Here is a 21,784-nt window from a genome sequence, read left to right on the forward strand (position 1 = left end):
CTTGGCTAATCAATTCAAACTTCTGGTCGGCAGCAGCGCCCTTGCGGCAATGCTGGCAGCCTGTGGTGGGGGAGGCAGCAGCTCAACGCCCGCTTCCAACACCTCGGACGCTGCCACGCGCGCGCTACCACCGGAAATCGCAGAGATCATCGACGAACAGAATGAGCTTACCGATGCCTTGTGTCCGGATGCGTCTGGCGACGCCGGCGATGGGGGATCCATGGATCCCGGTGAGTGTTTGACTGAAGGTGAAGAAGGGTCGGAAGACGACACCGGTTTCGAGCTGTCACAGGACATGATTGTTCAGCAGTTCTGCCCGGATGCGGCGGTGGCCTTTGATCCTGCCGGCCTGTTTGATCCTGCCATGCTGCAGGAAGATCCGCAGACTGCCCTGACCGGGTTCTTCGAGCAGTCCGGCACCTTTGCTGCGGCTTGTTTGCAGGAAGCGGCGGGCAATCTTCAGAATGCCGGCGATTTGCTGGGCGGTTCCAACCCGATTACCGAGGCGATTTGCCCTGAAGAATCCATGGACGGCACAGTCGACCCTGCCAACTGCTTCGCAGAAGCCGCCGCTGGTGGCAATTTGCCCGGTGGTGGTGACGGTGGTGATGGCGCCGCAGATCCGATTGCCGAGCAGCTTTGCCCGGAAACCGGCTCGATTGCGCCCAACCCTGCCTCTCCGACCGCGTGTCTGGATGAAGCCAGCCGTGTCTATATCACCATCATCGACATGATCACCGCGCCCAATCCGTTGACAGAACAGATCTGTCCTCAGGATGCGGCAGATGGCCGAGTGAACCCGCCGGATTGCTTCGCCGAAGCGACCATGGGTATTGGTGGTTTCCCCGGCGACCCGGGCGGTGGTGATGGCAGTAACCCGTTTGCGCCGGTGCTGGAACAATTCTGTCCGGATACCGCAGCCGCACCGATCGGTCCGACAACCCCTGTGGACTGTCTGGCAGAAGCGGGCGGTGATTTTGACGATGTACAGGACTTGCTGCTGGGCCCGAACCCGCTGACCGAGAACCTGTGTCCAGAAGCGGCCCAGACCACCCCAATTGATCCAGCAGCCTGCTTCATGGAAGTTGGCGGTGGCGGTCTGCCCGGTGGCGGCGGTGGCGATAACCCGCTAGCGCCAGTACTGGAGCAGTTCTGCCCGGAAACCGCTGCAGGGGAAGTGGGCCCGACCACGCCCATCGATTGTCTGACCGAAGCCGGTTCCGCCTTTGGCGACGTTCAGGATCTGATCTCCGGTTCCAACCCGCTTACCGAACAGCTGTGCCCGGAAGAGTCTGCTGACGGTACGGTTGATCCGGCTGCCTGCTTTGAAGAAGCGGCCGGTGGTGCTGGTGGTCTGCCCGGTGGTGGTGGCGATAATCCGCTGGCGCCAGTGCTGGAACAGTTCTGCCCGGAAACCGCTGAAAACGAAGTCAGCCCGACCACCCCGGTAGATTGCCTGGCGGAAGCCGGTGGCAACTTCCAGGATGTGCAGGACCTGCTGCTCGGTCCGAACCCGCTGACTGAAAACCTGTGCCCGGAAGCGGCCCAGACCACGCCTATCGATCCGGCAGCCTGCTTTGAAGAAGCGGCCGGTGGTGCTGGCGGCCTGCCCGGTGGTGGTGGCGATAATCCGCTGGCGCCAGTACTGGAACAGTTCTGCCCGGAAACCGCTGCTGGTGAAGTGGGTCCGACCACACCCATCGACTGTCTGACCGAAGCCGGTTCCGCCTTTGGTGACGTTCAGGATCTGATCTCCGGTTCCAACCCGCTGACCGAGGCGCTGTGCCCGGAAGAGTCTGCTGACGGTACGGTTGATCCGGCTGCCTGCTTTGAAGAAGCGGCCGGTGGTGCTGGCGGCCTACCCGGTGGGGGCGGTGATAATCCGCTGGCGCCAGTGCTGGAGCAGTTCTGCCCGGAAACCGCTGAAAACGAAGTGGGCCCGACCACTCCGGTAGATTGCCTGGCGGAAGCCGGTGGTAACTTCCAGGACGTGCAGGACCTGCTGTTGGGCTCCAATCCGCTGACTGAGCAACTGTGTCCGGAAGCCTCTGCGGATGCTCCGATTGATCCGGCAGCCTGCTTTATGGAAGCGGCCGGCGGTCTTGCGCCGGGCGGTGGTGAGCTGCCGGGTGCCGATGGCAACCCGCTGGCGCCGGTACTGGCTCAATTCTGTCCGGATACCTCCGAAGCAGATCTGGGCCCGACCACGCCGATCGATTGTCTGACTGAAGCTGGCGGCAACTTTGGCGATGTGCAGGACCTGTTACTGGGCAGCAACCCGCTGACCGAGCAGCTGTGTCCAGAAGCCTCTGCGGATGCTCCGATTGATCCGGCTGCCTGTTTCATGGAAGCGGCCGGTGGTCTTGCGCCAGGCGGTGGTGAGCTGCCGGGCGCTGATGGCAACCCGCTGGAGCCGGTACTGGCTCAGTTCTGCCCGGACACTTCCGAGGCGGATCTGGGGCCGACCACTCCGCTGGATTGCCTGATCGAAGCTGGCGGTAACTTTGGCGACGTGCAGGACCTGCTGCTGGGCAGCAATCCGCTGACCGAGCAACTGTGTCCGGAAGCCTCTGCAGACAGCCCGATTGATCCGGCAGCCTGTTTCATGGAAGCGGCCGGTGGTCTTGCGCCGGGCGGTGGTGAGCTGCCGGGTGCTGATGGCAACCCGCTGGCGCCGGTACTGGCTCAATTCTGCCCGGACACTTCCGAGGCGGATCTGGGGCCGACCACTCCGCTGGATTGCCTGACCGAAGCTGGCGGTAACTTTGGCGATGTGCAGGAGCTGCTGCTGGGCAGCAATCCGCTGACCGAGCAACTGTGTCCGGAAGCCTCTGCAGATAGCCCGATTGATCCGGCTGCCTGCTTCGAAGAAGCCGCTGGTGGTTTTGCTCCGGGTGGTGGTGGCCTGCCGGGTGCTGATGGCAACCCGCTGGCGCCAGTACTGGGTCAGTTCTGCCCGGATGCTTCCGAAGCGGATCTGGGGCCGACGACGCCTTTCGACTGTCTGATCGAAGCCGGTTCTGCTTTCGGTGATATTCAGGATGCCATCTCGGGCTCCAATCCGCTGACCGACCAGATTTGTTCAGAAGAGTCTGCCGACGGTAACGTGGACCCTGCGGCGTGCTTCATGGAAGCCATCAGTGGTGGCGCTGGCGGTGACGGCACGCCGCTTGATCCGATCCTTGATGGAATCTGCCCTGATGCGGCTGCAGGAGGCCTTAGCCCGACGCTGGCATTCGAGTGTTTGCTGGAGGGAGGTTCTGGCTTGGCCGGTTTGTTTGGCGGCTGAAGTTAGTTCTGCTAAACGTTTGAAGAAGCCCGGCAATTGCCGGGCTTTTTTTGTGCTGACTGGCGTGGGCGCGTTTTGTAGTGGCAGCTTGCCCACAGTCGTACTGAGCGTAGCGGCAGTCGAGCTGGGGACATTCTGTGCATGTCATTCCCTCTAGCGCGCGATGAACCATAAAAAAAACCGCCCTGAAGGCGGTTTTTTTGTCAGCAGCGGGGCGATTACTTCTGCCGTTTCGGCAGTGCCTCGCGCAGCTTGTCTGCCATGTTGCGAATGGCTTCTTCGGTGGTGTCCCAGGCGATACAGCCATCGGTGATGGACACGCCGTATTCCAGATCGTCCAGGTTCGGCGGGATCTTCTGGTTGCCGAATTTTAGGTGTGACTCCACCATCAGGCCAAGGATGGATTCGTTGCCTTCCAGAATCTGGTTGGCGATGTTTTCCATCACCAGCGGCTGCAGGCCCGGGTCCTTGTTGGAGTTGGCGTGGGAGCAATCCACCATGATGTTGGTGGAGACACCGGCTTTCTCCAACGCCTGTTCAGCCAGCGCCACGGATACGGAATCGTAGTTCGGCTTGCCGCCACCGCCACGCAACACAACATGACCATACTGGTTGCCCTTGGTGGTGGTCAGCGCCACGCGGCCTTCCGGGTCGATGCCCAGGAAGCGGTGCGGGTGTTTTACGCTGAGCATGGCGTTCACGGCCACATCCAGACTGCCATCGGTACCGTTCTTGAAACCCACCGGGCTGGACAGGCCGGAAGACATTTCCCGGTGTGTCTGGCTCTCGGTGGTGCGCGCGCCAATGGCGTTCCAGGCGATCAAGTCCTGCAGGTACTGCGGGGTGGTCGGGTCCAACGCCTCGGTGGCGGCGGGCAGGCCCAGTTCAGCCACATCCAGTAGCAGCTTGCGGGCGATATGCAGGCCGTCTTCCACCTTGAAGGAATCGTTCATGTAAGGGTCGTTGATCAGCCCTTTCCAGCCCACGGTGGTACGCGGCTTTTCAAAGTAGACACGCAGCACCAGGTAGATGGTATCGCTCACCTCGTCGGCCAGCTTCTTCAGCCGGGCGGCGTATTCCATGGCGGCGTCCGTATCGTGGATAGAGCAGGGGCCAATCACCACAAACAGGCGGTGGTCCTTGCGGTCCAGAATATTACGGATGGTCTCGCGGCCGCTGATAACAGTCTGGCGGGCGTTATCGCTGAGGGGTAATTTTTCCTTCAGCGCGTTGGGCGTAATCAGTACGTCCTGCGAGGCAATGTTAAGGTCGTCTACCTGCTTGTCGGTCATGATGTGCTTTGCTACCTGTAGTTGCTGGAGGCCCCGTGCCCCGTTCTTGCGCGGCGGGCTCTGGCTGACACTCCCTTTGTAGAGGTTCAGCAGTCTAGCGGAATCAGCCGGTTATAGAAATATCAAGGGGGGCTGTCTGCGCCATAGGGTGGGGCAATGAAGGAGGCAATGAAGGAAAAGCCAGCTATTAGCTACGAGCTGCTAGCTACCAGGCGCGAGGTGGTCCTGGGGTACGAATAGTCAGTGCCCGGGTTCCGACCGAATCCGCATACCTGACAGGTTATTTAAGAAACGGGTGTTCCTCGCAGCTAGAAGCTCGTAGCTAGCAGCTAGAGTCCTGCAATCAACTCTTCCACATAAGCCGGCACCAGCTCGCTGGCCAGCCCATGCTGGTGCTCCGCAAAGGCGGTGAGCCGCTGGGAGGGCTCCAGATTCAGTTCCACGGTGTGCGCACCATGGCGGTTGGCTTCTTCCACAAAGCCGGCGGCCGGGTAGACATTGCCGCTGGTGCCGATGCTGATAAAGCGGTCACACTGGGACAAGGCGCGGTAGATGGCGTCCATCTGCAGGGGCATTTCCCCGAACCACACCACATGGGGGCGCAGGCAGCCTTTGCCGCCGCAGAGTGGGCAGGGCAGGTTGACGGTCAGGTCGTGGTCCAGGTCCACCAGGCCGCCGCTGGTTTGGCAGCGCCCCTTGAGCAGTTCGCCGTGCATGTGGATCAGATTACGGCTGCCAGCCCGTTCGTGGAGGTCGTCGATGTTCTGGGTCACCAGCAGTACCTTGCCCGCCGGGAAGGCTTTCTCTAACTTGGCCAGTGCCCGGTGGGCCGCATTGGGCTGAATGGCCGGTGTAAGCAGCTGTTGGCGGCGCTGGTTGTAGAAGTTCTGCACCAGCAGGGGATTGCGCAGGAAGGCTTCCGGGGTGGCCACATCTTCCACCCGGTGGTTTTCCCACAGTCCGTCAGCGGCGCGGAAGGTTTTGATGCCGGATTCCGCAGAGATTCCGGCGCCGGTAAGTATTACAATGTTTTCAGCCATTTATCCGCCCGTATTACGTAAGGTTTCAGAGTTTATGGACACCATTATTGACCAACAGGAAAACCTCAGCTTGCCACCGCGCGGTAACGTGACCCTGCTCCACTTTCATCAGGGCATGGTGTTGCTGGTCGGCGAAGACGCGGTGGGCCTGTATCGCGACCGGGTCGCCATCGATGACCCTCTGGCCAATGGTGTCATCGGCTACGAAACCATTCCACCTTCATTGCAGCCGCAGTGGAGCGAGGTGTGTGGTTTTGTCCGCGAGCACCAGTCCGGCTTTGTTGGCTTGAATGAAGGGGGCGTGCTTTTTATTCGCCCGGATGGTGTAGCCCTCTATCCCAGTGGCATGCATGCGTTGCAGAATCAGGAAATGAGCTGGTTGATTTCCTTCCCGCCATTGAATGCGTAAATAGAGAAGCAACATGCAACAAGAGACGCAGCATGCGGCACGCGGCACGCAACATGGAAAAGCAAAAAACCGTCGTAACCTGCAGCGTTAACGCGCGGGTGCGGCATTGAAGAGATGAATTGATCTGTATCGCGTTGTTGCGTTGAGCGTGACGCGTGCAGCGAAAACGGAGTTTTTTTATGGCCGAAGAAACAACCCGCCTGCGTTTGCGTACTCTCACCGAAGACGATTACCCGGCGCTGGCGCGTCTGATGAATCAGGTCTATCACGATATTGGTGGGGCCTGGCCGGAAGACACCATCAAGACCTTGATCCGCATTTTTCAGGATGGGCAGCTGGTGATCGAAGACAATGGCGAGCTGGTGGCCACGGCGCTGACCATCAAGGTCAAATACGACCGTTTCTCCAACCCGCACCGCTACGAAGACCTGATCACTGATGACAAGGTGCGCTCCCACGACAAGAAGGGGGATGCCCTGTACGGCCTGGACGTGTTTGTGGACAAGGAGTACCGCGGCTACCGTCTGGGGCGTCGTCTTTACGAAGCCCGCAAGGAGCTGTGCCGGGAAGAAAACCTGCGCGCCATTCTGGCCGGGGGGCGCCTGCCAGGGTTCACCAACTACGCTGACCAGATGAAGGTCACCGAGTACATCGAGCAGGTGGAATCCCGCGCCATTTACGACCCGATTCTGTCGTTCCAGCTTTCCAATGGCTTCGACGTGAAGCGTTTGATGAAAGCGTATTTGCCGGAAGACGAAGACTCCCACGGCTACGCCACCCTGCTGGAATGGGACAACATCCTCTACGAACCGGAAGATGACGACGCCGAATGGCCGCGCCGTACCGTGGTGCGTGTGGGCGTGGTCCAGCGCCGCATGCGCGCCGCCCGTGACGTGCAGGACCTGCTCAATCAGGTGGAATTCTTTATCGATGCGTTGTCCGATTACCGGGCCGACTTCGCGGTGCTACCGGAATTCTTCAGCGCCCCGCTCATGGGCCTGCGCCCGGAACTGAACTCCGTGGAAGCGGTGCGCTTCCTGGCCAGCTTCACCGAAGAAGTACGCGATGCGTTGGCGGACATGGCGGTGAGCTACAACATCAACATTGTCGGCGGCTCCATGCCGGTGATTGAGGATGACAAGGTCTACAACGTGGCCTACCTGATGCGCCGCGATGGTTCGGTGGAATCCCAGTACAAGATCCATATCACCCCCCATGAACGCCGTGACTGGGTGATTCAGGGTGGTGACAAGCTGCAGGTATTCGATACCGATGCGGGTAGGGTGGGCATCCTTATCTGCTACGACGTGGAATTCCCCGAACTGGGCCGGATTCTCGCCGACGAGAAAATGGATATCCTGTTCGTGCCGTTCTGGACCGACACCAAGAACGGCTACCTGCGTGTACGCCACTGCGCACAGGCCCGTGCCATCGAAAACGAATGCTACGTGGCCATTTCTGGCTCCGTGGGCAACCTGCCGCGAGTGGATGCGGTGGACATCCAGTACGCCCAGTCCTCGGTATTTTCTCCCAGCGACTTCTACTTTCCCCACGATGCCATCATCAGTGAGTCGGTCCCCAATACCGAGATGCTGATGTTCGCGGATGTGGATCTGGAAAAACTGAAGCTGCTACACAGGGAAGGGTCGGTGACCAACCTGCGCGATCGTCGGGATGATCTTTATAGTTTGGAATGGAAGAAATTTTGAACTAAATCGGCATTACTCTATGTTTAGGTTCTAGGAGGGGGAGCGTGGAATTTTTTGTACAAGAGAATAGAAAGACTGCCTTAGAAAATTTTTTGAGAAAATCAAGTGTGGTTCTAGAAGGGGAAAATGAAAACTTCATGCTTGAAATATCAAGAGAGATTGTTGGGGCTATGGTGTCTGACCTCAGGGCTTGGGATGATCGGTGTGAATTTAATATTGAACATGTTGGGCAGCGTTTCTTTGGATACCTAGATGATTTTGACTCTGGAAATGAGAAGGTTATAGAGAAAATATTTGTTTTCTGCTATAGGTTTTTGTGTGAGTTCGATTTTTTTGTAGGCCCTGGTAAAGAGATGTCAATGGATCTTCGGTCTATAAAAGACAGGATTCAATATCAGACAGAACTTTTGAGTGAATCAGTAAGGTCTCAAGTGGTCTATGCTTCTTATATAATGCCTGCGAATATGATTAAGCAGTTTGTTAATCATCATGATATAAACTCTTTTCGTGGGTTCTCCGGTGCGGTCGAGGAGGCGAAAAAGTTAAAGGGCGAGTGGAATAAAGAGATAGAAGATAAAAAGAAATCTGTGCAGGTTATTGGCGATAAATTGAAAGATTATGAAGTTGGCTTTAATTTTGTTGGTCTATATCAGGGGTTTTCAGATTTGGCCAAGAAGAAGATTTTAGAGGCTCGGTGGCTTCTTGGCTGGCTTGTTTTTATGGGAGTGGCAATTGTCGCTCCCCTTGTTGCTGAAGTTGTCTTTGTCGTTTCCAGTAACGGGGATGGGTTTGTTATCAATTCTGATAATTTCTTCCTTGTTTTTCCTTTGATCTCTATTGAAATAGTTCTTATATATTTTTTTAGGGTTGTTTTGTTTAATTATCGATCAGTTAAAGGTCAGGTTGATCAGATTGAACTAAGGAAAACCCTATGTCAGTTCATCCAGAGTTATGCTGAGTACTCAGGTAAGATAAAAAAACAAGACTCAGGTTCATTAGAGAAATTCGAAAACTTAATATTTAGCGGTGTGCTTTCGGATCCTGGAAAAATACCTAGTACTTATGATGGCTTAGAAAGCTTGAGCGAATTGATAAAAAGCACTAGAGGTTGAGGTTTTGCGCTTTAAGCTGCGCTCCTGAAGTAGATTCTCAAGATGACACTGAAATGACGATTTTCTGATTTGGTTAGGCTGGGTTAGATAAAAAATTAAACCTAAATGAAAGCAATGGGGTCAGGTCTCCCAATTCCCATTACGGAGGTCACGGGGTCAGACCTCACATTTCACAGACCTCCACCGCATTCTGGCATGATCCCAGGAAAGAGTTGTCATTCGTTGGTAGCCCAGTTGGCAAGCGAACGCTTATTTTCTGGTAGGGGTGTGAAATATGAGGTCTGACCCTGACCCCTTTTGCGTTTTATTCTAATCGTTTTAGATTATTGAGGATCGTGATTATGACGAAGCTGCTGGTTTTTTTGCTTGGATTGTCTGTTTCGGGGGCGTCTGGGGCAGAAAACAATAGAAAAAGCATGCATTTCGAGTTTGATCGAGTTTTGGAGTCTTACTCCGGTGCGGAAATGATTTTTACATGTGGGGCTGGTGGAAGTGTTTTCAAAATAGCGTCTGGAATGTTTAGTGGTCCAGCCCTATTCTGGAAATCCGGCATAGAGTGGGATGAGCTCAAAGATGCCGAATTTAAAGATGCGGGCGTTGTGTTTCGTGGTCTAGGTCGGGAAGGTGGTGTGCCATTTGATGATCTTGAAATTGATTTCGATATTCCAGTGTATAACAGACAAGTTGGGTATGGATTTAGGGAGGCAAAAAGTTACCTCTATAAGGCTAAGAATGAAGAGTTTATTCCGTATGAATACACTTTGGATGTGATAAATAGCCAACTTTCATCTACAAATCTTCGAGCAATTACTGATTATGTAAGGCTTGATTCCAATAATTATCAAAAAGAGCAGTCTAAAGCACCTTTGTCACTCGTATTTGATGAACAAGAAAGGGCGGAGATGCGTAGAAAACAGATCGCTCGTGAAACTGTTATCGAAGAAGTGATTGCCGATTTTTCTGAAGGAAAGAAAATTGTTACCCCTCCTATGGCGTATGTAGATAAAGAATACTGCTGGGTTAAAGAGTAAACCGACTGGTGATCTGTGGGCGTCACGGGGTCAGACCTCACATTTCACAGACCTCCACCGCATTCTGGCATGATTCCAGGAAAGAGTTGTCAGTCGTTGGTAGTCCCGTTGGTAAGCGAACGGTTATTTTCTAGGAGAGGTGTGAAATATGAGGTCTGACCCTTTTGCTCCATGAGAGATTTGCTGTTTCGAACATGGACACGAGGGTCATGGACACGAGGGTCAGGTCTTGCTTCGTGCATTTCATCAAATCCGAAAGCGTTGGTGGCTAGCTTTTTCGCGCCTCAAGCGGCGCTCCTACAGCAGGCTTCCGGCTCAGCCTGTAAATGGTGATCTTGTCGTGTCCTAGCAAGCAGAATGAAATCAAAAGTATCCCTACACTCTCTGGAGAAACAATGAACGCCAACCTGATCCGAAACGGTTTTATCGCCGCCGCTGCCATGAACATCGGCGGCGTGCTGCTTTTTTCCCGTGCCTTCACCAATGACGTCATCAATCAGGCCGATCCGGTGGTGATGTCCAACTTTGGGTTGTTGATGATTGTGGTGTGGGGGTTAGCCTATTTAGGGGCGGCCTTTATCAAGGGGAGTCTTCGCTGGTTGGCGGCGGCCTTTGCCATTGAGAAGCTGGTATACGTTGTGGCTTGGGGATTGTGGATCTTTAGCAATGACCTTGGTGCTTTGTATGAGCAAGATCTTTTCGCCGGGGCTTTCTTTAGCATCTATGGGCTCAATGACGTGGCCTTTATGTTGTTCTTCGGTTGGGTGGCGCTTTCGCAACGCTCTAATAGCTAACCCTTCATTCTGAATCTCTGCTAACCGACAGGAAAGAGTTCGTTGAATGGATGTGAGAAAGAGGGGCAGGCATATGCCGCAACGTATGGCACTTGGGTTAGCGTTACTTTGGATGCTGTTGTCAGGCGTTGTGCAGGCAAACGCTTTTCAACAGGATCTGGTGTCGGCGGCGCTTGAGCGCACGGAACATCGAGTAACTTACAACGGCGCCTATTACCGGTTGGATTACCCCAATGGCGATGTGCCGGCGAATATTGGCGTCTGCACGGATGTCATCATTCGTGCTTACCGTGCCCTCGGTGTAGACCTTCAGGTGTTGGTTCATGAGGATATGGCAGCCCACTTCGCGGCATATCCGTCCAAACGGATCTGGGGGCTAAGTTCCACCGATCGCAATATCGATCACCGCCGCGTGCCGAACTTGCAGGCTTTCTTCCGTCGCCATGGCGAATCTCTCCCCATAAGCCAGGCGCCGGCTGATTACGCTCCCGGTGACGTGGTGACCTGGATGTTGCCAGGTAATTTGCCGCACATTGGCATTGTCACAGACCGGACAAGCGAAGGCAGCGACAACCCGCTGATTGTGCATAACATTGGTGCGGGCCCTGAGCTGGAGAACATGCTGTTCGACTATCCGATTACCGGGCACTACCGCTACCGTCCCTCAAGGAACGCCGGGAGCCCCCGGTAAATCATTGCCTGTTTTAGGGCAGGTCAAAAACCCGTTGAGCATTGCCAGCAAGAAAAAGCGTTTTCGCTTCCTCATCGAGCCCCAGGGCGTCGAGCCCCTCCAGGGCCTTGTCGGCCGTGATCATGGGGTAATTGGTCCCGAACAATACCTTGCTACGACCGTGGTGACGCATGAAATCCACCAGTGCGGCGGGGTAACGGTTGGTTGTATAGGCGGAAGTGTCGATGTAGACATTTTCGTGTTTGGTGGCAACCGCGATGGCTTCTTCGGTCCACGGGTAGCCGATATGGCCAGCGACAATACTCAATTCTGGAAAATCCAGCGCCACCTGATCGAGGTAAATAGGGCGTCCCACTTCGCTGGGCATTAACGGGCCGGTGTGGCCAATCTGGGTACAGAAAGGAATGCCGAGTTCGGCACAGGCCGTATACACAGGATAAAAACGCCGATCGGTGGGTGGCACTTCCCATAGCCAGGGCAGTACGCGTATGGCTTTGAAGCCCAGCTCATTAACGCAGCGTTGAATTTCCCGCACCGCTGCCATGGGGCGTGAGATATCGACCGAACCGACACCGATTAATCGGTCTGGCGCCTGATGAACGAACTGAGCGACTTCATCATTGGAAATCATGCTCTTGCCGGGCGCTTCCCAGGCAGATATCAAGCTCAGATCCACGTTTCCGGCATCCATCAGGGCAACCGTTGTCGATACAGGAAGCTCTGATTGTGGCGTTGGCATTTTGGTCCATCGCCGTAGCGAATCGAAAATGGGGTCTTGAAGGTGACGCAGAGTGGGGTGTTGGGCCCAAGCATCAATGATCATGGTTTGCTCCTCGCATGTGCTAGCATGGCGCTATTAAATAAATAACGCTATCAAAGTAATAGCGATTGACCAGGAGATCAAGCGTGACGCAAAGTCGACCTGTTAAACCCGGCCAGCCGGTTCGCAATTCCCAATCGGGCCAGCCAATCATGGTGGCCCTGGATCTGCTTGGTCGTCGCTGGGCGTTGCGTATTCTCTGGTGCTTGCGACACCAGCAGCGAAAGAGTACCCGCGCACTGCAACAGGAGTGTGGTATCAGCTCGCCCAACGTGCTGATGTCCCGGCTCAAGGAGCTTCGTGAGGCGGGAATTGTTGCGTTGGAAGAGAGCAGTGGCTACGCCCTCACCGAATTGGGGACTCAGCTCATGGAAGCGATAGGGCCGTTGGCTCAATGGGCAGATGAATGGGCCAGGCAATCAGGCAGAGACGACCTGGCATGTTATGGGCGTGTCGGAAGTGCCCGTAAATCGAATGACTGAATGAACGGAGGAAATGATGGCGACCTACCCAATCGATGGCGCCTGCCAGTGTGGCGAGGTGACCTACCAGTTATTGGCCGAACCCCAGAAGGTACTGGCTTGCCACTGCAAGGCGTGCCAGAAGCTGTCCACCAGCGCGTTCAGCCTTACCGCTGTTGTGCATGCCAAAGACATCGTGTTTCACGGTGAAATGCGCGAATGGCTGCGTACCGCTGATAGTGGCAATACCAGTGCGGCAATGTTCTGTCCCACCTGCGGTAATCGCATTTATCACGTCAACCCGGACGAACCGGACAGCATCAAATTGAAGCCGGCCAATCTGGCGGATACCAGTATTCTTGAGCCCCAGGCGCATATCTGGATCAGTGAAAAGCAGGACTGGTTCAAGATCCCGGAAGGGGTGAAAACCTTCGACAGACAGCCGTAAGGGAGCTGGGTTGACAGGTCCTGGCCGTGGGGCGGGGTGTTCCCGTTTGAAAAAAGTGCGGAATGATTGGCGCCTGGACGGTCAGGGCTTTCGATATCTCGCTGCTCTTGTCGAGCGATATCGCCACCATTTCGGGGCCCTCTTCCGAACTCAAGCTATCTGTTGTGTTGTGCATTGTTATTGGCGGGGTTGTCGTCGCGTTGGGATATAACGGCCTGGGGCTCCCTGGCTAGACCATCACGCTGGTCGTCCTGAGTTCCTTGTCAGTCGCGTGACACTTCCCCTAAAACCGTCCACCATCCAGTAACAGCGTGATGGAATGCCCGATAAGTGGCAGAGGGAAACGGTGGATGGGGCACTTGTTCGTATCAGCCAGGCTGGCATTGCTGATCTTCGGTGTGGCGGGGGTTCTTACCGGTTGTGTGGGAATGTCTGTGGCCGATGTGGATGCGGTACGCCAGCAAGTAGACTGGAAAACCGACAAGGCGCTGCAGCAGTTCTCTGCCGAGATGCCGGCGTTGCAGCAGAAGCTGGATAGTGCACCTGCTTATATTGTTGGTACCACTGATGTGTTGTTTCTGGGCCCATTGGGTGGCGGCACGTCGGTGGCGGTATTGCACGACCAGCGTGATGGCACTCATACCTATCTGGATATTCATTCCGTTCGCATGGGGCTGGGACTGGGTGCGCGGGCGGAACGGTTTGTCGCCGTCATTACCGACCCTGTCGTGATCGAGCAGATCATGGATGGCAAATGGCTTTTGCAGTCCAACGCGGCCTCCAATGTGGGTGACAGCGATGAACAGATGCGCTCCGGGAATGCGGGGATTGAGCTGTTTGTGTCCAGTGAGGCGGGCGTGTCAGCGGGTGCCAGCATGGATATCAGCCAGGTACGGGTCAATCATCGGCTGTCGGATACGGGCCTGTCCCAGTATAACTTCCCAAACCGCCATACAAGTTATGACACCCTGAGCGACGATGCTCCGCGTTACTGGAATCATCCCTTGCCATTGCTTGGCAAGCAGGCCGTAGCGCGGGGTTATGACCTGCCCATGCCCTTTGGCGTGGGGGTGTTGCGGGCGGCGGTTCGCCAGGACATGCGCATCGAAAACCTGGAGGTGGGCTTTAATGGTAATGGCACCCGGCCGTACCGTTTTGTGTCTTTCGGTGCTGACAGTGACCTGATCACGGAGCAGATCAAGGTGGATGCCTGGGTGCTGCCGTTCCTGAATCTGTATGGCACCTTCGGGCAGGTAAACGGGGATCTGGATCTGGATATCCAACTGGATGGCGACACCATGCTGGATCAAATCGGCAAGGACTGTACCGGCGCGATCAGGCCGCCGGTGTGCTATCTGTTTGAAGGCAAGCAGGTACGTTTTCCCATTGAGGTGGACCTGAGCCCGATAAATTACGGTGCCGGTGGCGTGGTGGCCTCCGGTTGGCGTGATTGGTTTCTGCTGGTGCCGTTCAACGTGACCTGGACGGATTCCGATAAGACTACGCTGGAAGGGCGTGCCTTTACCATTAGCCCACGCCTGGGCCGCGGTTTTGCATTAAATCGGGCAGGGCGGTTGACGGTGTTTGCCGGTGGCAACTATCTGGATGTGCGCACGGTGGCGGCCGGCAGTCTGGCTATACCGGGTACGGATCAGGTGCTGGATTACGAGGTGGATCAGAGCAATTCTGACCGCTGGAATCTGGTGACCGGAGCCAACTGGGACGTGACGCCGAGGTTGTCGGTGATGCTGGAATACGATGGTTTCATCGGCACGCGCGATGCGTTTATTTCGGCTGTTACCGTGCGCTTCTAATGGCTTTTCTTCCCTGTAGGAGCTTCACTTGAGGGGCGAAATCCAAGCCTGAAAAGAAATCTGATTGTCTCTGCGGCTTCTGCTCTGTGGTGAGACGAGTTTCGATCCTCTCCGTCGCTGTTCGTCCCTCAAGTGGGGCTCCTACAGTCGTCTGCTGTGGTGGCGCTCAGTGTCGTTTGGCGTAGGCGTAAATCACGGCGGCCACCGGGAGGCCCAAGCCTAACCACGAGACCGCGTCGTAGACGCCATCGCCGAGCAGCGCGGCCAGCAGCCCCACGATACTGGTGATGCCTATCAGCAGGGGGAGGGCAAAAATACGGCCCATCATGCACCTCCTGCTGTGCGATTTCGGCGCCGTACCCACCACAGGTATAGTCCGGTCACCAGCACCACAATGGTAAACAGGTCCAGTACAAACCAGAGAATCTTCAGCGGTAATCCGCCGTAATCCCCAAAGTGTAGTGGCCCGGAAAGGGCGAGTGCCTTGTTGTACCAGGGCATCTCACGCATGCCGGCAAACTCTCCGGTGCGTGCATCAATCAGTACTGGGGTGGTGATGTGCGATGTCAGCGGCGTGTTGCCGTGCAGGAAAATGGCGTAGTGATAGTTGGTGGACCAGGAGCCGCCGGGGAAGGCCACGAATTGCAGGGTCATGTCTGGTGCCGCTTCTACTGCCTGCTTGACGGCATCATCCAGCGAGGCCATCTCCATCGGGGTGGGAACCGTGTCGCCCTGGTAGCCGGCAGTCAGGTCGGCCAGTGCCTGGGTTCGCCAAGTAGTGGTGATGGGGTCAGCAAGGCTGTTCACCACACCGGTGAGGCCCACCACGGTGAGCCAGGCAACAGTCACGATGCCCAGCAGGTTGTGATAGTCCAGCCACTTGATGCGTTTGGCGCGCTGGGTGCGCAAGGCACCGAATTCCAGTTTGCGCATGAAGGGGGCATAGAGCACAACGCCGGACACAATGGCGATGATCAGCAGCAGGCCCATGGCGCCCAGGAACAGCATGCCGGGTAAGCCCAGGAACATGTCGGTGTGCAGTTGTAGCAGGAATTCCATGATGTCGAAGCCATCGTGCCCGGGTACCGGCTCGCCGCTGGTTCGATCGAAAGACGCCATGGTCATGTCGCGGCCGGGGGAATCCGGAGCGGGACCACTGGTGACGTTGATAACCGGCCGGTCGATATCGAAGCTCATGTACAGCGGCACTTCACCAGGGCGGTGCTGCGCCGCCTGCTCGAGAATAGCGTCCAGGCTCAGCAGCGCACCGTCAGGGTTGGCCGGCTGCCAGTTGTCGCCATGCAGAACGTTATCGAGTTCATCATGAAAGATCAGCGGCAGCCCGGTGATGCAAAGCATTAACAGGAAGGCGGTGCTGATAAGGCTGGTCCAGGTGTGCAGGGAGGACCAGGTGCGGAATGTTGTTTGTTGCATAAACCGGGAACCCAAGCGTGAAAGTCTGTCCCTTGTGTTTTGCTTGATGCAGTGACACTGCCAGGATTTTTTCAATTATACGGATTCGGGTGCGGTTGCACCTATCGGTTATGGCTATAGGGCTGGAACGGTTCGCCAGCGGTGAGCTGCACGATTATGATTGCGTCATGCCAAGCCGTTACCACCGTCTCGATCGTTTTCTCAGTCAGCAGCTGCAAACAAGCCGCAGTGATCTGCGACCGGTTTTGGCTGCCGGTCGAGTGTCCGTGAACGGGGAGGTGGTCCGTGATCGCCAGCTTCGTATCGGTCCCTTTGATCGGGTGGAATGCGATGGCCGGTTGTTGGCACAGCAGACGCGGCACTATTGGATGCTGAACAAGCCCGCTGGAGTGGTCAGTGCGACCCGCGATGAGCAGCACATGACGGTGATGGATTTGCTGCCGGAGGATCAGCGCCAGGGGCTTCACCTTGCCGGGCGATTGGATTTTAACAGCACCGGGTTGATGCTGCTTACCAATGACGGGGTCTGGTCGCGGCGTTTGAGCTTGCCGGAAACGGGCCTTTGGAAGCATTACCGGGTGAGGGTCGACAAGGCCCTGAGTGAGGCGGATGTGGCGGCGTTTGCGCGGGGAATGTGGTTCGACTTCGAGAAAATCCATACGCAACCGGCCAGGCTGGTTATCCGCTCTGCGTTCGAGGCCGATGTGTGGCTTCACGAGGGCAAGTACCACCAGATCAAGCGAATGTTCGGGCGTAGCGGCAAGACGGTAACGGCGTTGCATCGATTGGCAGTGGGTGGCATCCAGTTAGATGCCACCTTGGCGCCCGGTGAAAGCCGGGCGCTGACGAAGGCCGAGCAGCACGGTGTGTTTGACGCTGTGCCAGAGGCATAGCGGCCGACTCAGTGGCCGTTAGATCAACGGTTTTTTCTTGGCCAGCCGCTTGCGGAAGTCGCGCAGGGGCAGGGTATAGCTGAGTTGCCGCATGGGGCGCGGCAGAATATGAATCAGCTTGCCGATAGTGCGAACGGTGCGTTCGAAGCGACGTTGTTTCTTGTCGTTCCACTCCAGCTGCATCTTGTCGCGTATCTCTTCGGGCAGAAATCCGGTGGTAATGAAACGATTGAAGCGGCCGAACAGGAACTGGCTGACTGGGCTGAGAAATTTCAGATCGGCAATCACCATCAGAAATTCGCGAACCGGTTCGTCGATACGCAGGTTCTTGAGTCCGTCCTGCCAATAGGCTTCAAAGGCATCCAGGTCTTTGGGCCACATGTCCTGATTCACTTGCAGGGTGGTGCCCAGAGGGTGCGAGAGCTGGTAAAGCGCTTCCTGATCTGCGCGGCTCAATGGGCCGCGCAGCTTCTGGTGCGTGTCGGCAAAGCCCCAGTACAGGCAGGCGGCAACCCACAATTGCAGTTCGGGATTGAACGCGTTGTATTCCACCGGCGATTCATCGGTGGAGTAGACCTGGGCGTGGGCACCGTTGACGGCGCGGCGATAGGCCAGTTTCTCTTCTGCGGTCCCGACCATGGCCACGGCCAGATAGGTAAAGGTGGTGCGCGTTCGTTTCAGCGGATTGTGCAGCACCGAACCACTGGGGACGCGGCTTTCCATAACGCCATAGCCCACCGCCGGCAGGGCCAGCTGCATAATAATGTTGGCGCCGGCGGCCATGACCATGGAGGTGTCCAGAATGCCGGGGAAGCGCTCGTCCAGTTGTTCCGGGCTCAGCGGTGTTGGCCATTCGTGCTCGAACCGGGTTTTGCCCAAGTGGTTGGCTTGTGCATTCATATTATTATTCCTCGACGCTACTGGCCCGCAGGGCCGTTCATACGCTTGTTTCATTTATGCTAACGAGGAATGCATCATCAAACAATGAGACAAAATAAATCATTTGTATCATCTGAGCAGTGCTCAAACGTATTACAACCGCAGTGCCCGGAAGACCGCCCGTACATGACCGGCGAGTACGTGGGTGGCTGACCCTTCTTCGCCACGGTAAAGCATGGCGATCTGATAATCGCCCAGTTCGGGGAGGGCGTATTCGTCACCCAGTTGCTGCAAGGGGGGCTGGATCAGGCTGAGAGGGAAGGGGCCGATGGCCAGATCCGCCTGCATGGCCGCTTCCTGGCCGGCACAATGTTCGCTGGTATAGGCGACCCGGTAGCGATGCTGGCTGTGGTCCAGCGCTTCCAGCGCCATTTTTCGCCAGGGGCAACCCTGGCTGGCCAACGCCAGGGGCAGAGGATTCTGGGTGACCGCGATACCACTCTGGGCGCCTGCCCATACCAGCGGCTCGCTATGCACCACTTCCCCTCGTGCCGGACGCGCCTGTTTGCCCGTGGTTACCATAATCAGGTCCAGTTTGCCGGCATCCAGCTGCTGCAACATGTCGGCGCTGCGACCGACAATCACATTCACCTGCACCGCAGGGTGGGAGCGGGAAAACTGGGTCAGCACCTGGGGCAGAATGCGGGTGCCGATATCATCCGGGGTGCCCAGCCGTACGGTGCCTTCCAGCTCCGGGGCGGTGAAGTGGCTGATCGCCTCCTGGTTCAGTTTCAGTAGCCGCCGGGCGTAACCGAGCATGGCTTCCCCTTCGGCGGTCAGGCTGACCCGACGGGCTTCGCGCAGGAATAGCCGTTGGCCGACCTGTTCCTCCAGGCGCTTGATTTGCATGCTCAATGCGGAGGGGGTGCGGAACACTTCGTTGGCGGCCTGGGTGAAGCTCTCGGTTTCAGCAATGGCCACGAAACTGCGCAGAATTTCCGTATCCAGCAGGGGTTGGAGAGGGGGGTTGGGTGGCATGGCAGGCCTTTCAGAAAAATTGAACGATAGGTGCAGTTCTTTTCGATTTACTGATGATAAACCTGATTGCATCATGGAGGCCAATCACAGCCCAGCCACTCCATATTGTCATCAGACAGGGAGGAGACCATGAAGCACAACGAAACCAAGACACTTGAAGCCCCGGTACGGATTCAGTCCCGCAAACCGGACCTGCACATGCCGGCCATGCCTCCGCTGGCGATGATGGATGCCCTGGATTATCGCATTCGTCTGGCCTGGTACCGCCTGCGCAAGAACCGTGCGCAGCAGCGCGCCCGGGTGATCCAGCGTTTGCAAAGGCCTCTGGCCTGACCTTTGATGCCGGGCTCCCAGGGTTGTTGCTCCTGACTGTCCGGCCATAACAAAAAAGGCGCCTGAAAAGGCGCCTTTTTTGTTTGTGACACGGAAACCGTGGCGAATTACATGTTCGGGTAATTCGGGCCGCCGGTACCTTCCGGGGCCACCCAGTTGATGTTCTGGGTGGGGTCCTTGATGTCACAGGTTTTGCAGTGGACACAGTTCTGGGCGTTAATCTGGAAACGCTTCTCGCCCGTGTTCTCGTCTTCCACCACTTCGTACACGCCCGCCGGGCAATAACGCTGGGCCGGCTCGTCCCACTTGGGCAGGTTAACCTCAAGTGGCACGCTCGGATCTTTCAGCGTCAGGTGACAGGGCTGATCTTCTTCGTGGTTGGTGTTGGACAGGAAAACACTGTCCAGCTTGGCGAAGGTGATCTTGCCGTCCGGTTTCGGGTAGTCGATTTTCTTGCTCTGGTCCGCCGGCTTCAGGGTAGCGTGATCCGGTGTGGTATCGCGCATGGTGAAGGGCAGTTTGCCGTTGAACAGGTTGATGTCGACAAAGGCAAAGGCGGAACCAACCAGATTGCCGAACTTGTGCTGGGCCGGGCCGAAGTTGCGCTGGGCGTGCAACTCTTCGTAAACCCAGCTCTTCTCGAAGGCATCCTTGTACTCGGTCAGCTCGTCGCTGCCGCGGCCACCTTTGAGGGCTTCAGCCAGAATTTCAGCGGCAATCATGCCTGACTTCATGGCCGTGTGAGTGCCTTTGATCTTGGCAAAGTTCAGGGTGCCGGCGTTACAGCCCACCATTAGGCCGCCAGGGAAGGTCATCTTCGGCAAGGACTGCAGGCCACCCTTGGAGATGGCGCGTGCGCCGTAAGAGACACGCTTTCCGCCTTCCAGATGCTTCTTGATTTCCGGGTTGGTCTTCCAGCGCTGCATCTCGTCGAACGGAGAAACGTGCGGGTTGGAGTAGGCCAGGTCGGTGATCAGGCCCAGAGCAACCTGATTGTTCTCGATGTGATACAGGAACGCACCACCCGGTGAGCCGGATTCGGTTAGCGGCCAGCCAGCGGTGTGAACCACCAGGCCTTCCTGATGCTTGGCAGGATCAATGTCCCACAGCTCTTTGATACCGATGCCGTAATGTTGAGGATCGGTGCCTTCGCGCAGGTTGAATTTTTCCTGCAGCTGCTTGCCCAAGTGGCCACGGCAACCTTCTGAGAAGATGGTGTACTTGGCGTGAAGCTCCATGCCTGGCGTGTAGCTGGGCTTGTGCTCGCCGTCATGGCCGATGCCGGAATCGCCGGTAGCGATACCTTTAACAGACCCGTCGTCGTTGTACAGCACTTCGGTAGCGGCGAAGCCGGGGAAGACTTCGATGCCCAGGCCTTCGGCCTGCTCGCCCAGCCAGCGGCACAGATTACCCAGGGAAATAATGTAGTTCCCTTCGTTGTGCATGGTTTTAGGGACGAACATGTTAGGCACTTTCTGTGCCTTTTCCGGGCCGGTGAGGAAGAAGATCTCGTCGCCGGTGACCTTGGTGTTCACCGGTGCGCCCAATTCCTGCCAGTTAGGGAACAGTTCGTTCAGGGCGCGTGGTTCGAGCACGGCACCAGAAAGAATATGAGCGCCAACTTCGGAGCCTTTCTCTACAACAACAACACTGATTTCCTGACCGGTTTCCTGGGCGATCTGACCCAGACGGCAGGCGGTTGCCAGACCGGAAGGACCGGCGCCGACGATGACTACGTCGACTTCCATAGATTCGCGTTCCACAGCCTGTCTCCTCGCTATCGATTGCGTGTTTGGCCCGGGAGCCACTGAGAAAGAGGTTCTGACATTACTAGTAACAGAAACCCTTTCTCAGTGGCCAACCGAGACCAGCCTTGGGGTGGCGCGGAGTATATAGAGATAGAAGAAACCACACCACTACTGGGGTTGACCCTGCGGACGCGAACTTGTGTCAACATTTGAACCGGCGCAGGGCACTTTCAAACAAGTGTTTGGATTATCTCTTGCTAGATGGTTGATTTACAAGAAAATCGCCGACCGACAGGTCACAAAAAGTGGACAGTTTGTGTGGTCTATTTGCAGCAAAATCATCTGCTTACAGATTTTCGGCCTATTGACCTGTTGTAGGCGAGCGTTCAAGATAGCCCCTCTTTCGCGGGGGTGGACCCGGCAACGGCGTCATGTCGCCTCCTTCTACAAGTCACCCAATGGAACATTCCGAGGATCCTATGAAGGTTCTTGTACCCATCAAGCGAGTCGTTGATTACAACGTCAAGGTTCGCGTGAAGGCTGACAACA

Annotated in this window: 20 protein-coding genes; 12 read left to right on the plus strand and 8 right to left on the minus strand. The window is 56.4% G+C overall.

The window, feature by feature from the left end; all coding sequences use genetic code 11:
- The first annotated feature begins 1 nt into the window (after position 1).
- The gene (locus CL546_RS15370) at positions 2–3,289 is read left to right on the plus strand and encodes a hypothetical protein (RefSeq protein ID WP_290496525.1); all 3,288 of its coding nucleotides are present in this window, start codon (positions 2–4) and stop codon (positions 3,287–3,289) included.
- A 218-nt stretch (positions 3,290–3,507) separates the two neighbouring features.
- Here the strand turns inward: CL546_RS15370 and CL546_RS15375 are convergent, their stop codons facing one another.
- Both CL546_RS15375 and cobB read right to left on the minus strand, forming a co-directional pair.
- A complete protein-coding gene (locus CL546_RS15375) occupies positions 3,508–4,581 on the minus strand; it encodes a 3-deoxy-7-phosphoheptulonate synthase (RefSeq protein WP_290496526.1) in 1,074 nt (357 codons plus the stop codon).
- A gap of 329 nt (positions 4,582–4,910) precedes the next feature.
- On the minus strand, positions 4,911–5,621 hold the full coding sequence (gene cobB, locus CL546_RS15380) for a Sir2 family NAD+-dependent deacetylase (RefSeq protein ID WP_290496527.1): 711 nt from the start codon (positions 5,619–5,621) through the stop codon (positions 4,911–4,913).
- 34 nt (positions 5,622–5,655) lie between these two features.
- On the opposite strand from cobB, the gene CL546_RS15385 reads away from it, so the two are divergent.
- The 6 genes from CL546_RS15385 (at position 5,656) to CL546_RS15410 (ending at position 11,367) form a co-directional block, all read left to right on the plus strand.
- On the plus strand, positions 5,656–6,030 hold the full coding sequence (locus CL546_RS15385; protein WP_290496528.1) for a hypothetical protein: 375 nt from the start codon (positions 5,656–5,658) through the stop codon (positions 6,028–6,030).
- Positions 6,031–6,209: 179 nt separating this feature from the next.
- Positions 6,210–7,739, plus strand: coding sequence for a bifunctional GNAT family N-acetyltransferase/carbon-nitrogen hydrolase family protein (locus CL546_RS15390; RefSeq protein ID WP_290496530.1), 1,530 nt, complete (start codon positions 6,210–6,212; stop codon positions 7,737–7,739).
- A gap of 44 nt (positions 7,740–7,783) precedes the next feature.
- Positions 7,784–8,851 (plus strand): hypothetical protein, encoded by a 1,068-nt coding sequence (locus tag CL546_RS15395; protein WP_290496532.1) that lies wholly within the window; start codon positions 7,784–7,786, stop codon positions 8,849–8,851.
- 341 nt (positions 8,852–9,192) lie between these two features.
- On the plus strand, positions 9,193–9,882 hold the full coding sequence (locus CL546_RS15400; protein WP_290496533.1) for a hypothetical protein: 690 nt from the start codon (positions 9,193–9,195) through the stop codon (positions 9,880–9,882).
- A 395-nt stretch (positions 9,883–10,277) separates the two neighbouring features.
- A complete protein-coding gene (locus CL546_RS15405) occupies positions 10,278–10,676 on the plus strand; it encodes a hypothetical protein (protein ID WP_290496534.1) in 399 nt (132 codons plus the stop codon).
- A gap of 73 nt (positions 10,677–10,749) precedes the next feature.
- Positions 10,750–11,367: a DUF1287 domain-containing protein gene (locus tag CL546_RS15410; protein WP_290496536.1), complete on the plus strand. Its 618-nt coding sequence runs from the start codon at positions 10,750–10,752 to the stop codon at positions 11,365–11,367.
- A 13-nt stretch (positions 11,368–11,380) separates the two neighbouring features.
- Here the strand turns inward: CL546_RS15410 and CL546_RS15415 are convergent, their stop codons facing one another.
- Complete coding sequence (locus CL546_RS15415; RefSeq protein ID WP_290496537.1) at positions 11,381–12,190, minus strand: amidohydrolase family protein; 810 nt, start codon at positions 12,188–12,190, stop codon at positions 11,381–11,383.
- An 83-nt stretch (positions 12,191–12,273) separates the two neighbouring features.
- Here CL546_RS15415 and CL546_RS15420 point away from each other — a divergent pair, with 83 nt between their 5' ends.
- From CL546_RS15420 to CL546_RS15430, 3 genes are all read left to right on the plus strand, one after another.
- Complete coding sequence (locus CL546_RS15420) at positions 12,274–12,669, plus strand: winged helix-turn-helix transcriptional regulator (protein ID WP_290496539.1); 396 nt, start codon at positions 12,274–12,276, stop codon at positions 12,667–12,669.
- Positions 12,670–12,685: 16 nt separating this feature from the next.
- Entirely contained in the window at positions 12,686–13,096 is a 411-nt protein-coding gene (locus CL546_RS15425) for a GFA family protein (protein ID WP_290496540.1), read from the plus strand.
- Positions 13,097–13,446: 350 nt separating this feature from the next.
- Positions 13,447–14,910 (plus strand): lipid-binding SYLF domain-containing protein, encoded by a 1,464-nt coding sequence (locus CL546_RS15430; protein WP_290496542.1) that lies wholly within the window; start codon positions 13,447–13,449, stop codon positions 14,908–14,910.
- 166 nt (positions 14,911–15,076) lie between these two features.
- Here CL546_RS15430 and CL546_RS15435 read toward each other — a convergent pair whose 3' ends face one another.
- Together CL546_RS15435 and CL546_RS15440 are read right to left on the minus strand one after the other, a co-directional pair.
- Positions 15,077–15,238, minus strand: coding sequence for a hypothetical protein (locus CL546_RS15435; protein WP_290496544.1), 162 nt, complete (start codon positions 15,236–15,238; stop codon positions 15,077–15,079).
- Positions 15,235–16,344: a PepSY-associated TM helix domain-containing protein gene (locus CL546_RS15440; protein WP_290496546.1), complete on the minus strand. Its 1,110-nt coding sequence runs from the start codon at positions 16,342–16,344 to the stop codon at positions 15,235–15,237. Before CL546_RS15440 ends, CL546_RS15435 begins: the two co-directional genes overlap by 4 nt.
- A gap of 110 nt (positions 16,345–16,454) precedes the next feature.
- On the opposite strand from CL546_RS15440, the gene CL546_RS15445 reads away from it, so the two are divergent.
- A complete protein-coding gene (locus CL546_RS15445) occupies positions 16,455–17,237 on the plus strand; it encodes a pseudouridine synthase (protein ID WP_290496547.1) in 783 nt (260 codons plus the stop codon).
- Between the two features lie 18 nt (positions 17,238–17,255).
- Here CL546_RS15445 and CL546_RS15450 read toward each other — a convergent pair whose 3' ends face one another.
- Together CL546_RS15450 and CL546_RS15455 are read right to left on the minus strand one after the other, a co-directional pair.
- Entirely contained in the window at positions 17,256–18,137 is an 882-nt protein-coding gene (locus tag CL546_RS15450) for an oxygenase MpaB family protein (protein ID WP_290496548.1), read from the minus strand.
- Positions 18,138–18,269: 132 nt separating this feature from the next.
- A complete protein-coding gene (locus CL546_RS15455; RefSeq protein WP_290496550.1) occupies positions 18,270–19,154 on the minus strand; it encodes a LysR substrate-binding domain-containing protein in 885 nt (294 codons plus the stop codon).
- A gap of 129 nt (positions 19,155–19,283) precedes the next feature.
- Between CL546_RS15455 and CL546_RS15460 the strand changes: the two genes are divergently transcribed.
- The gene (locus CL546_RS15460) at positions 19,284–19,487 is read left to right on the plus strand and encodes a hypothetical protein (RefSeq protein WP_290496551.1); all 204 of its coding nucleotides are present in this window, start codon (positions 19,284–19,286) and stop codon (positions 19,485–19,487) included.
- A gap of 107 nt (positions 19,488–19,594) precedes the next feature.
- Here CL546_RS15460 and CL546_RS15465 read toward each other — a convergent pair whose 3' ends face one another.
- Positions 19,595–21,250 carry an electron transfer flavoprotein-ubiquinone oxidoreductase gene (locus CL546_RS15465; protein ID WP_290496553.1) on the minus strand — a complete coding sequence of 552 codons (1,656 nt, stop codon included), beginning with the start codon at positions 21,248–21,250 and terminating at the stop codon, positions 19,595–19,597.
- Between the last annotated feature and the right edge of the window lie 534 nt (positions 21,251–21,784).

This window comes from Alcanivorax sp., assembly GCF_002726155.1.
Taxonomy (GTDB): domain Bacteria; phylum Pseudomonadota; class Gammaproteobacteria; order Pseudomonadales; family Alcanivoracaceae; genus Alcanivorax.

What these genes read in the sequence shown, in the direction of transcription:
- CL546_RS15375 (WP_290496526.1), bottom strand. Translation starts at nt 4,581, where the DNA reads ATGACCGACAAGCAGGTAGACGACCTTAACATTGCCTCGCAGGACGTA.
- cobB (WP_290496527.1), bottom strand. Translation starts at nt 5,621, where the DNA reads ATGGCTGAAAACATTGTAATACTTACCGGCGCCGGAATCTCTGCGGAA.
- CL546_RS15385 (WP_290496528.1), top strand. Translation starts at nt 5,656, where the DNA reads ATGGACACCATTATTGACCAACAGGAAAACCTCAGCTTGCCACCGCGC.
- CL546_RS15390 (WP_290496530.1), top strand. Translation starts at nt 6,210, where the DNA reads ATGGCCGAAGAAACAACCCGCCTGCGTTTGCGTACTCTCACCGAAGAC.
- CL546_RS15400 (WP_290496533.1), top strand. Translation starts at nt 9,193, where the DNA reads ATGACGAAGCTGCTGGTTTTTTTGCTTGGATTGTCTGTTTCGGGGGCG.
- CL546_RS15405 (WP_290496534.1), top strand. Translation starts at nt 10,278, where the DNA reads ATGAACGCCAACCTGATCCGAAACGGTTTTATCGCCGCCGCTGCCATG.
- CL546_RS15410 (WP_290496536.1), top strand. Translation starts at nt 10,750, where the DNA reads ATGCCGCAACGTATGGCACTTGGGTTAGCGTTACTTTGGATGCTGTTG.
- CL546_RS15415 (WP_290496537.1), bottom strand. Translation starts at nt 12,190, where the DNA reads ATGATCATTGATGCTTGGGCCCAACACCCCACTCTGCGTCACCTTCAA.
- CL546_RS15425 (WP_290496540.1), top strand. Translation starts at nt 12,686, where the DNA reads ATGGCGACCTACCCAATCGATGGCGCCTGCCAGTGTGGCGAGGTGACC.
- CL546_RS15430 (WP_290496542.1), top strand. Translation starts at nt 13,447, where the DNA reads ATGGGGCACTTGTTCGTATCAGCCAGGCTGGCATTGCTGATCTTCGGT.
- CL546_RS15435 (WP_290496544.1), bottom strand. Translation starts at nt 15,238, where the DNA reads ATGATGGGCCGTATTTTTGCCCTCCCCCTGCTGATAGGCATCACCAGT.
- CL546_RS15440 (WP_290496546.1), bottom strand. Translation starts at nt 16,344, where the DNA reads ATGCAACAAACAACATTCCGCACCTGGTCCTCCCTGCACACCTGGACC.
- CL546_RS15445 (WP_290496547.1), top strand. Translation starts at nt 16,455, where the DNA reads ATGGCTATAGGGCTGGAACGGTTCGCCAGCGGTGAGCTGCACGATTAT.
- CL546_RS15450 (WP_290496548.1), bottom strand. Translation starts at nt 18,137, where the DNA reads ATGAATGCACAAGCCAACCACTTGGGCAAAACCCGGTTCGAGCACGAA.
- CL546_RS15455 (WP_290496550.1), bottom strand. Translation starts at nt 19,154, where the DNA reads ATGCCACCCAACCCCCCTCTCCAACCCCTGCTGGATACGGAAATTCTG.
- CL546_RS15460 (WP_290496551.1), top strand. Translation starts at nt 19,284, where the DNA reads ATGAAGCACAACGAAACCAAGACACTTGAAGCCCCGGTACGGATTCAG.